This is a genomic window from Nocardia sp. CDC159 (genome assembly GCF_023740735.1).
Classification (GTDB): domain Bacteria; phylum Actinomycetota; class Actinomycetes; order Mycobacteriales; family Mycobacteriaceae; genus Nocardia; species Nocardia pulmonis.
The window spans coordinates 156,115-166,008 of the sequence record NZ_JAMRXH010000017.1; the positions used below are offsets into that span (position 1 = coordinate 156,115).

The 9,894-nt window shown below is 65.9% G+C and carries 8 protein-coding genes and 1 pseudogene; 5 read left to right on the forward strand and 4 right to left on the reverse strand.

All coding sequences use genetic code 11. From position 1 onward, the window contains the following. Positions 1–374 precede the first annotated feature (374 nt). Complete coding sequence (locus NDR87_RS29980; RefSeq protein ID WP_251916895.1) at positions 375–1,526, reverse strand: DUF418 domain-containing protein; 1,152 nt, start codon at positions 1,524–1,526, stop codon at positions 375–377. A gap of 996 nt (positions 1,527–2,522) precedes the next feature. Here NDR87_RS29980 and NDR87_RS29985 point away from each other — a divergent pair. Then, positions 2,523–3,026, forward strand: a complete 504-nt coding sequence (locus NDR87_RS29985) for a hypothetical protein (protein WP_251916893.1) — start codon at positions 2,523–2,525, stop codon at positions 3,024–3,026. A 493-nt stretch (positions 3,027–3,519) separates the two neighbouring features. Here the strand turns inward: NDR87_RS29985 and NDR87_RS29990 are convergent, their stop codons facing one another. After that, on the reverse strand, positions 3,520–4,545 hold the full coding sequence (locus NDR87_RS29990; RefSeq protein ID WP_308212168.1) for an IS110 family transposase: 1,026 nt from the start codon (positions 4,543–4,545) through the stop codon (positions 3,520–3,522). Positions 4,546–4,924: 379 nt separating this feature from the next. Here NDR87_RS29990 and NDR87_RS29995 point away from each other — a divergent pair. Then, positions 4,925–5,248: pseudogene (locus NDR87_RS29995) on the forward strand (hypothetical protein); the annotation flags it as partial. Here NDR87_RS29995 and NDR87_RS30000 read toward each other — a convergent pair. Further along, positions 5,181–5,816 (reverse strand): TetR family transcriptional regulator C-terminal domain-containing protein, encoded by a 636-nt coding sequence (locus NDR87_RS30000; protein ID WP_308212170.1) that lies wholly within the window; start codon positions 5,814–5,816, stop codon positions 5,181–5,183. The pseudogene NDR87_RS29995 and the gene NDR87_RS30000 sit on opposite strands and share 68 nt — an antisense overlap. Before the next feature lie 29 nt (positions 5,817–5,845). Between NDR87_RS30000 and NDR87_RS30005 the strand changes: the two genes are divergently transcribed. From NDR87_RS30005 to NDR87_RS30015, 3 genes are all read left to right on the forward strand, one after another. Continuing rightward, positions 5,846–6,703 carry an alpha/beta hydrolase gene (locus tag NDR87_RS30005; protein ID WP_251916889.1) on the forward strand — a complete coding sequence of 286 codons (858 nt, stop codon included), beginning with the start codon at positions 5,846–5,848 and terminating at the stop codon, positions 6,701–6,703. Positions 6,704–7,158: 455 nt separating this feature from the next. Then, the gene (locus NDR87_RS30010) at positions 7,159–7,347 is read left to right on the forward strand and encodes a hypothetical protein (RefSeq protein WP_251917123.1); all 189 of its coding nucleotides are present in this window, start codon (positions 7,159–7,161) and stop codon (positions 7,345–7,347) included. Positions 7,348–7,353: 6 nt separating this feature from the next. Beyond that, the gene (locus NDR87_RS30015) at positions 7,354–7,893 is read left to right on the forward strand and encodes a GNAT family N-acetyltransferase (protein ID WP_251916887.1); all 540 of its coding nucleotides are present in this window, start codon (positions 7,354–7,356) and stop codon (positions 7,891–7,893) included. Between the two features lie 177 nt (positions 7,894–8,070). Here NDR87_RS30015 and NDR87_RS30020 read toward each other — a convergent pair whose 3' ends face one another. After that, a complete protein-coding gene (locus NDR87_RS30020) occupies positions 8,071–9,144 on the reverse strand; it encodes a hypothetical protein (protein WP_251916886.1) in 1,074 nt (357 codons plus the stop codon). Positions 9,145–9,894: the final 750 nt, after the last annotated feature.

Genomic DNA, 9,894 nt, shown 5'->3' on the forward strand with positions numbered 1-9,894 from the left:
TGCGGGACGGTGGATCCAACGGTGTTTCCGACCAGATGCTGAACCGATTCAGCTGGGGCCGCGGCGGCCCGGCCGTCGTAGTCTCGGAAGCCACGGAGGGTCTGCGCTTCGCGAATTCGATCCTGTGCGCGCTGCTTGGTCGTGTAGACGCCGAGTGGCTTGATGTCGTCTCCCTCTCGCTCGTCCCATCAGAGCGAGACGGGCCTACCCCCGCCAGACGACACCGCGGCGCTCCAGCGTACTGCGCCACCGCCAGCGTGGCGGCTGGTCCGGATCGGTCATCGTCCACTGACGCGAGCGGTTCGACGAACAGTCCGACCGTTAGGCGGCCGGAGGCTGCGCCGGGCCTGGATCGCGTTCGCGCGCGGAGCTTTTCATTCGCCGGGTCGTGAGGCCGGTGCGATGCGCGTGGCGGCGGCCACCAGGAGATCGATGAGCCATTCGATCGGGCCGCGTCCAACCACGCGCAGCCACAGGTGTGCCCCCACCGCGAGGACGGCCAATTCGGTGATCAGCACGATGGAACGGTTCAGCGTGTCGAGTGGTAGACCGGCCGTTCCCAGAATGGCCGCGGTGTAGGCGGTGAGCGGCAGTGAGCCGACGGCCGTCACGGGGGCCAGCCAGCGCCACAACGCCTGCGGGACCGCCAGGACCAGACCCAGGATCAGCGCGGCCACCCCCGCCGACCCGATGATCGCCAATATCGTAGCCGGAGAGGACGGTCCGGCCGCGAGCATAGAATCGAGCGCCGGGTCCGGGGCCATCCCGATCGCGACACCGATGATGCTGTCCGTGTCGAGGACGCACTCGGACACGATCTCGGTCCAGTCCGAATCCATCCGGGATGCTTCGGGATCGTTCCGGGCGAGTCCGAGCAGCCAAATGGCACCGTAACCCAGTATGGCCGCGCCGAATCCGAAGCCCAGCAGGCGGTTTCGGGTTCGGAAGGCCGTCAGATCGGTGCGGCCGATCGCGACACCGACGAGGAGGAAGGGCGCCCAGATCAGGACGGGATAGGTGTGGGTGAGGGCCAGCGAGGGGATCGCGCCAATGCTTTCCGACCGGTCCGCCAGTGTCGGGTGAAACAACCCCACGACCAGCGGTCCGACCACCCCGAGGATCGCGGCGGCGATGAGCAGCCGTCGTGGCCGCCACCCCAGGACCCCGATCGCCAGAGCGACGAGCACCGCGAAACTCTCCAAAATCACGGTCTGCGATTCGGTTACGGCGAGGAGTGCGCCACCCAGGACGAACAGCAGCCCGGCACGCACCAGCACCGCCAGTCGCGCCGAAACCAGCGACTGCCCCTGCTCGAGCGCGGCCCCACCGGTCGACAGCCCGAGCGCGACCCCACCGAAGACCACGAAACACACCGCCGCACGCCCAACCGCGACCGCATGCCAATGCTCGGGCTGCGACCACGACAACGGAAAACTTCCCAGCACATCGGCGACGATCATCCCGATCACCGCCACCCCCAACGCCAGTGCCACCGCCGTCGCGCTGCGCTGCCCTTCTTCCACCACCCGGGCAGTCTCTCTATGCCGCGACCGTCGACTCAAGATCGAAACACTACCGGCTTGACGAAACATCAGAACCGAACTCCGCGGCACCGGCGAAGCCCCGTAGGTCTCGGCTGCACCGATCATCGTCAACGCGCCGCTTTGAGCGGTGCCCTTCCAGTCCAACACATCGGACCCGCTAGCGATGGCCTTGTCAGTGGACACGGCCACCGGTTTGGTCCGGCCATCGAACCACTGCCATCGCAGGTAATCCGAGCAATGGAGCGACGACCTGGTCGTGCGAACGCACTACTTTGCCGCGTCGCGCGCGATTCGGAACGGTCACGCGGCATCCGTAAAGGTCAACGGGCAGAGATCACCTCAGGCTTCCGAACCTCCGCTCATGCCGAGAAGCGGGTATCCCGGTGGGCATGCGCTTCGGCCGCTGCAAACCATCCGGTACTGTCCGCAGAAGCTTCCGATCGGGAATTCCGTATGATCTTCACCCGGGATCGGGGTCGGGCTCGGATATTGCCGCTTTAGCTAAACCTGTTGCTGCGTAACGGGTTTGAGTCTCTTATATCGCCCCTTGTCGTGACCTTCCGTCCGAGACGTTGGATGGAGCGACCTGCGCCCCGACCGTTACGCGCCTTGCTCGTTCATGTTCCTTCTGCGCACCCCTCGCGCCGAAAAGGGCTCGCACCCTAGATAAGAGAAGCCGCGCAGGATGTCGAGTGATGGTTGGTGCCGCGGTCGAGCCCGAAACCGACCCGTATCAGTGCGCTTCACGCGAAGGAGGCTGAGCTCAGCGATCTCGCACGCTCCGGGACTACATCGGAGGGCCGCTCGCCGATCAGCGGTCCGGGCCGACTCGCTCACCAAATACATTGCGAGCGAACATGTTCCATTTCCTCGCCGGTGACACTTGCTGAAATCCGTTGGCCTATCGAGGTGTTGCGAGACCTGTCTCGGGTACTTCACAAACGTCCGAGATCGAAGCTCTGTCAAGGAGATAGAAGGATGGACATCAAAACCGATTACCCCTACTACATGGTGCTCGGGGACGACCCCGGCCGGGGAGTGACCTTCGAGGCTTACAGCAACTGGGACTGGGTGCTGTTCGCGAATGAGGCCGGCACTCCATCGGAGCCGACCGGCACTCCGGTGAGGTTCACGCGCGTCGATCGCGGCTACTACCTGATCCACTCAACGGGGTGCAACTGGGCCGACTACCAGACCTGGCGGGCCGATTCAGGATTCGCCCGCCCCGGTATCTGCCTGGTTCCCGACAACCTGGACAACCCGAAGACGCGGGAGCGACCCACTGTGTGGCACGTCGACTGGTGGTTCGGCGACACCTTCAGACTCCAAGCAGATTACGGCGGGCGGGAGCACCAGGTGACCTGGAGCACCAGCGGCAAGCGCTGGCTGGCACATGCCAACCGCGATAGCGATCTACAGTCGGATGTTCCGGGCATCTCTGGCACCTATGCCTGGGCGTCATTCAAGCTCCTCGAGGCATAAGGGATCCTCGATCCGCTGCCATATCCGATGCCAGAGGCAGCGGAGGGTTCACCACACCGCAGGCCCCGTCATCGATGACACCTGTCAGCGGTTCTTCGACGCAATCGATGCAGCGTCTTTCCTGACTGGCTACAGAATCGGTTATCTGTAGGACCAGCTCCAGAGCAAGCAGTCCGATGAAGCGGCCACGTCCGACGACCTATCGGGCGTGGGCGCTTCTGAACCATGGTCTGCAACACCGCCACCTCGACCTCCCACTGACCATCCCCGTGCCTGGTCGTCACCTGCCACCGAGGCGCGCCATCGGCGGGCACCGCCGCCGCCCTGCCGGAACATCCGCAAATGGCTCCCCTTTAGGTCAAGGCCTTGTTGGCGTGTTGGGGTTAGCCTGGTGGGTGGGTCCGGGTTGTGGCTTGTCCGAAGGGCCGGTGTGCGGGTTGGAGCCGGTCGCGCTGGAGCCAGTAGTCGTTCCCGATTGCCCTCCCGGGCCCGCTCATTCACGCCGCTGCTGGTCGGAAAGCATTTGTGCGTAAACGACATTCGACAGGCGGCGTTTGAGCGCGCGGAGTGCTTCCATCGAGGTCTTGCCGCCGCTGCGGCGGGCGTCGTAGTAGACGCGGCCGACGGTGGGGTGGCGTAGTTGGACCACGGCCATGATGTGGAGCACCCGGTTGATCTTGCGGTTGCCTGCGCGGGAAAGCCGATGCCGCTGCTGCTGTCCGGAGGAGGCGTCCAGGGGTGCGGTGCCGTTCCAGGATGCGAACCGGTCCCGGTTGGCGAACCGGTGGATATCGCCGGTATCGGCCAGAAGCCTTGCCGCGGACGACGGTCCGATCCCGTGCAACTCCATCAACGTCGAACCACGCGCCGCGACCAGTTGCCGCAACTCCTTGTCGGCTTCTTTGATCTTGCGGTCGATGCCTTCCAGTTCTTCGATCAATTCCACGACCAGTCGCTTGTGGACCTGGGCGACGGGGTCACGCGGTGCGATCGTCGCGACCAGCTCGCGGGCTTGGCGGGCGGACAGGAACTGTTTGGCGCCGCCGGGGATCAGTTCGAGCAACTGTCGATGCAGGCGATTGATGGTGTCGGTGCGAGCGCGGCCGAGGCCGTCACGGCGGTCGGCGAGAAGTCCGAGCGCGACCAGTTCCGGATCAGCGGTGACGCGACGCAGGTTCGGTGCACGCAAGGCCGCGAGCGCGACCGAATGCGCGTCGACGGGGTCGGTCTTGCGGCCGTTGCCGGTGGCGAACACTCGCACTTGTGCCGACAGTTTCGTCGGCACGTCGATGACGGTCTCTCCGTCGTGGACCAGCCGATGCGCCAGATGCCGGCCGATACCATTACAGCCTTCCACCGCCCACACCCGATCAGCGAATCGCCTGCCCGCGGTGAGCATTTCCGCATACCCAGCACTGTCGGTGGCGTATCGGCCGGTGGCCAGGACACGTCCGGTCGGGTCGATGGCTTCGATGGTGGCCGAGCGTTTGTGTGGGTCCATCCCGATGATGACGGTCATCTTCGCTCCCGTGGTCGGCGACAATGCGGTGTCCGTGCGGGAGGGCACCGCTAGTTCGAGCCGCGGGCACACCACCTTTCGAGCCACTCCCGGCACGGCACCCGGTGGGAGGCAAGCCAATTTGAGAGCCACACCAGCGAAGACGGTGGGCAGCCGCTGTGAGAGCACCCCACCGGGCACCTGGACCGAATCCTGGCCGGGACCCGATCCTGATACCAGTTTCTAACTAGCCGCGTGGCGCGCGATTCGGAACGGTCACGCGGCATCCGTAAAGGTCAACGGGCAGAGATCATTTCAGGCTTCCGAACGTCCCCTCATGCCGAATTGAGGACGTCGGGAACCGTCGGATCGGCGAGCGCACCAGCGTGGTACACCGCCGGACGCCGGTGCCGAGGATCTGCGGGACGTGGTGTGGGTCGAGCCCCGTTACGTGGGCGAAGTCGCTTTCACCGCGTGGACCCGCGAGCGGATTCTGCGGCGTCCGACGTGGCGCGGCCTCCGGCCGGACAAGCACGTCGATCAGATCGACTGCCCGCCTCGGAAATCTGAGACGCAAGCCGGTGCGGCCAGCCCGAGGGCGCGATTCATGACCTGCGTGATCTCCGCGCGGTCGGGTTCGCCGGGAGTGGCGAGCCTTAGGTGCAGTCGAAGAGGCGGTCGAGGTAGTAATCGATGGCCGCCAGCGCGGCCTCGGGATCGATGACGTCGAACTCGAGCAGCGGGGTGAAGCCGGTCAGCGCGAGCAAGAGGTTCGTCTCGATCGCCGGTTCACGATCCGGGGGGAGGTGGCCGTCGGCGATCGCCTGCCTGATCAGGCGTTCGGTGAGTGCTCTGCCGTCATGGAGTCCGAGGCGGGCCTGCTCGTGCAGCTCCGGGTCGTGGAGCGCCTCGAGGGTGTAGGCGGCGCTCATCCGGCTGGTGGCGCGGGCATCCGGGTGCAGGGGGAGCATCTCCATGAGCGTCACTCGCAGCACGTCTCGGGGGTGCGGAGGTGAGCCGAGACGGTCGAGGCCCTGGGTGACGCGCCGTGCGGTCTGTTCGGCAGCGAATTCCATCGCGAAGACGAGCATCGCTGTCCGGGAACGGAAATAGTGCTGGACCTGCCCCAGGGAAGCATCCGCCTCACGGGCGACCTCGCGCATCGTTGCGCGGGCCCAACCTTGTTGTTCGACTACTCGCCACAGGGCGCGCGCGATGGTTTCGCGACGTTCTCGGTGGTCGACCTGTTTCGGCACCCGAACCCTTTCCATTCGTTTCCATACGTCTGACATAATACAGTTGACTTGCAAAAGGAGATGCGATGAGTACATTCGCCACCCCTGAGCTGGAGGCAGCATATTTCGGGGCCTACGACGCGGTGCTGGCCCACTGGCCGGTACCGGTCGAGACGGTAGATCTTCCGGGTCGGTACGGAACGACGCGGGTCACCTCCGCCGGCCCGGCCGCGGCGCAGTCGCTGGTCCTGCTGCACGGATACGGCGGCACGTCCGGGATGTGGTACCCGGTCGTCGGTGCGCTGGCCGAGGAGCATCGCGTGCGGGCCGTGGACATCATGGGCGAGCCGGGCCGCAGCCGGCATACCGGCGCGGCCTTGACCAGCATGGACGATCTCGTGGACTGGCTGGCGGAAACGTTCGATCTGCTCGGGCTACCCGCGGCCGACCTGTGCGGCCAGTCCCTGGGCGGTCACCTCGCGCTCCGGTTCACGCTCGCCCATCCCGAACGGGTGCGACGGCTGGTCCTGCTCGCCCCGCCCCTGGTCTTCGCCGGGCTCAGTCCCGAATTCGAGGAGCTGGGCCGAAACCGCGACCCGCACCCCACATTCGAGGCCGCCCGCGCGATGCTGGCACCGGAGGGCCCAGGCAGCGGGCCGGCGCACGTGGAGGCCTACTTCGATCTGCTCGCGCACGGAGCCGCACACTTCCCGGCCTCGCCGATCGTCTATCCGCACCTGCCGGATGGGCTGACCCAGCTGCCGGTCCCGACCTTCGTCGCACTGGCCGGGGCGAGTGAGGTGCACGATTCGGCGGTGGCCGCGGAGGCCGCGCGGCGCGCCGGGGCCCATACGATGGTTCTCCCCGGTGCTGGGCACGGCCTGCTGGCCGACGTCGAACCCGTCCGCGGCCTCGTCCTGGAACACCTCCGGCTGCACGACTAGCCTGGTCCAGGCCGCCCAGGCACCCTTCTCGCAGACCGGCGCGCGGCCCTCGGCGGTGCGGCCGGTCTTGGCGATGGACGGGTCGCCGGCCTCGTCGCGGCCGGTGCCCACGTTGTACGGGCCGGTCGACTCGGGCAACAGCCCATACGCGTGCACTTCGAAATGCCTCGAACGTCCGCTACTGCCGCTGGTCGGGCGATCTGAGCGGTGAGATCGACTGCGGTGCAGACTGTTCGACGATGCTGGCGGCACGTCCGGTTTCCTGGTAACAGACCCGACCTCATGTCCACGTGGACGTGAAAATCGCACCCATAGATGGCTGTCGATGTTACGGCGGGCAGGTCGTCGACTATGGCCTGCGTTGGTGGGTCAGCGACTCCATGTACATCCGCTCATGCCGACGAGCGTGCAAAAAGGCGTGGCGTTTCGTCGGGCGTTCTGATTAGTTCGACCGTATGGATTGGGTGCGGGATTTCTACTCCGTCAGTGGCGGGTCGTGGGCCAAGGCCGATGCGAAGGTCACCGATCACCTGGTCACGCTCGTCCGCAACGGCGCTGTCTTCCACAAGGGCAAACTGCTGGAGCAACCCATCGATGTCACCTCTGCCAACCCCGATGAATCACACGCCACGGCAGTCGCGTGAAACACCATGAACAGCGATGAGGTAGTCCTCCGACGCGCCATAGACTCCGACGCATCGGCCATCGCCGACGTGTGGCTGCGGTCCTTCGCGGCCGCTCTGCCGACCGTCCGCCGCGCCCACGACGACGAGCAGGTCCGCCGTTGGATCGCCGATCTCGTCGTCCCGCACCACGAGACCTGGGTCGCGGTCGCCGCAGGCTCAGTAGTCGGGCTGCTGGTGCTGGACGGCGAGGAGCTGGAACAGCTCTACCTGGAACCAGCCTGGCGTGGCCGCGGCCTGGGTGACCGGCTCGTCGAGTTGGCCAAGCAGCGCCGACCACAGGGCTTGCGACTGTGGACTTTCCAAGTCAATACCGCAGCGCAACGGTTCTACCGACGGCACGGCTTCATCGAGACCGACCGCACCGACGGCATGCGTAACGAAGAACACGAGCCGGACATCCGCTTGACATGGCAACCGACACGCTCACAGTGCCCCGGCCTCGATGCACTCCGGCGCGACCGCCACGAATATCTTGCGATCCTCCCCAGAACACCCGACACCTGAACCACATACGCACATGCCGCGTTCCGCGCGGTCGTGGAAGTCCGCTCGGAACGCGGAACATCAACTGGCGGAGTCATCTCAGCTGGCTGAACGCGCCAAAATGCCGAATACAGTGCGCGGCACCCTCCGGCTCGGAATTACGCATGGATTTCAGATTTCTGTCAACGCGGTCGCGAGTCAGGCGGTCGGGAGGAGGCGGGTGAGGTTGGCGCGGATTCGGTCGGCCAGTAGTTGTGCGCCGGTGTCGGGTCTGACGACGTCGATGGTGAATTGCCCTTCGAAGGTATGCAGGATGCAGCTGTTGCGGGGATAGGACCATCCCAGTGCGTCCACGTCGCCCGGTTTGTACGTGACCAGGTAGGGACGGAAATCGTCGATGGTCAGCCCGTCGGGGGTGGCCAGCTTCGGGATCACGCCCCAATTCGTCGTCGACGCACTGGGCATCCCCGAGCGCGGGTAGGTCATGCCGAGGCTGTGCTCCGGGTGGCGTAGGTAGTAGCGCTGGACCTCGCCGGTGGCGAGATCGCGGGCGAGTTGGTCGGTCACCGCCTGGGCGAGTGTCTCGGTGTCGGTGGCCGTCTCGGGTGTGGCGGCGAATACGGCCAAACCGAGGATGTTGGTTCCCTCGGCGTCGCCCACCGGCGGGGTCAGCCGGGTACGGAGATCGACCGGATACCCGTAGACCGGCTGATCGATCTCGAGCCCGTCGACCTCGGCCACGGCCTGCAGCAGCGCCGCGGACGCCAGGCCGTTGAGCGTGGTCCCGGCTCGGCGGGCGAGCTGGGTCAGCGCTGCGGTCTGCTCGGCGGTCAGCCGGACACGCGGGCTTGTCCGCAGTGTGGGGGCGATCATGGGCGGCTTGGGCGGCGGCAGCTCGCCGGGTTCGGACTTCTCGGCGGTGATGCCGCGTTCGGTCAGCACCTGTTCCAGGGATCGGGGAAAGTCGCTACGGCACGGTCGCACCGCACGCCCTTCGGTCAGGCCGGTGTAGTAGTTCCACAGATCGGCCAGCAGGTGCACCGAGTGCCTGCCGTCGGCGGCCGAGTGGTGCGTCAGCAGTGTCACCCATGCCGTATCGGTGCTTTCGCGCACGATATGCAGCACCGCTGCGCGGCCGTCGAGGTCGGGTAGCGGCTCGTCGCTTCGATCGGCCCAGATGAGCAGCGGCGGGGCCGCTGGCTTCACGAAGACCGCCCGCCCGTCCGGGTCGTCGACGATCCGGCACGACAGCACCGGATGCGATCGTGCCAACGCCGCGAACGCTGCGGTCAATACCTCGGGGGCGAGGCGACCACGGACCCGGACGGAGTACCCGACGTAGTGCCCGACCGTAGCGGCCTGCCTCTCCAGGGGACCGAGGGGGCGTACTAGCGTGCCCGTTGCGAACGTGCCGGTCATGCCGATCACTTCCTGCCTTGTCTCGCATCCGTCGTCACTCAGCCACTCGGTCGCCTGGTGCGGCCTCGGTTGGCGTTGTGGCGGTCGGGGTTTCTTCGATCGCCCCTCACCTCCTCAGAATACATTCACGCATTGCTATGTATTTATGTGATTGCGGTCTCAGTGCCGCAGACAATGGGTACGCGATGCGGCCGTAGTCGGGGGCCGGTCCGCTCGAATCGCGAACGTCTGCTCGCGGCTGGCGTGCATCACGGAGCGGAGGGTGACGGGCGTCACCCCGAACAACGGTCGACGACGCCCCGAATGCAAACGCCACCACGATCGGCCAAAACCCAAGAGCAACAAGCTGGAAACCGCCGCGGCTCAGACGTAACGAACGCACCATAATGCCGCGACCCGCGCGTTTCGCAGCGACCCACGCATGCGACGGAAGATCAATGGGCCGAGATCATCTGGCGCGGCCGAATGCCCTCAATTGGCACCCCTTTAGGTCAAGACCTTCTCGGGGTGTGGGGGTTAGCCTGTGTGGTGGGTCCGGGTTGTGGCTTGTCCGAAGGATCGGTGTGCGGGTTGGAGCCGGTCACGCTGGAGTCAAGAGTCGTT

Excerpts from the sequence above, each read along its gene's own strand:
- NDR87_RS29985 (WP_251916893.1), top strand. The coding sequence starts at position 2,523 with ATGGACATCAAAACCGATTACCCCTACTACATGGTGCTCGGGGACGAC.
- NDR87_RS29990 (WP_308212168.1), bottom strand. The coding sequence starts at position 4,545 with ATGACCGTCATCATCGGGATGGACCCACACAAACGCTCGGCCACCATC.
- NDR87_RS30000 (WP_308212170.1), bottom strand. The coding sequence starts at position 5,816 with ATGTCAGACGTATGGAAACGAATGGAAAGGGTTCGGGTGCCGAAACAG.
- NDR87_RS30005 (WP_251916889.1), top strand. The coding sequence starts at position 5,846 with ATGAGTACATTCGCCACCCCTGAGCTGGAGGCAGCATATTTCGGGGCC.
- NDR87_RS30010 (WP_251917123.1), top strand. The coding sequence starts at position 7,159 with ATGGATTGGGTGCGGGATTTCTACTCCGTCAGTGGCGGGTCGTGGGCC.
- NDR87_RS30015 (WP_251916887.1), top strand. The coding sequence starts at position 7,354 with ATGAACAGCGATGAGGTAGTCCTCCGACGCGCCATAGACTCCGACGCA.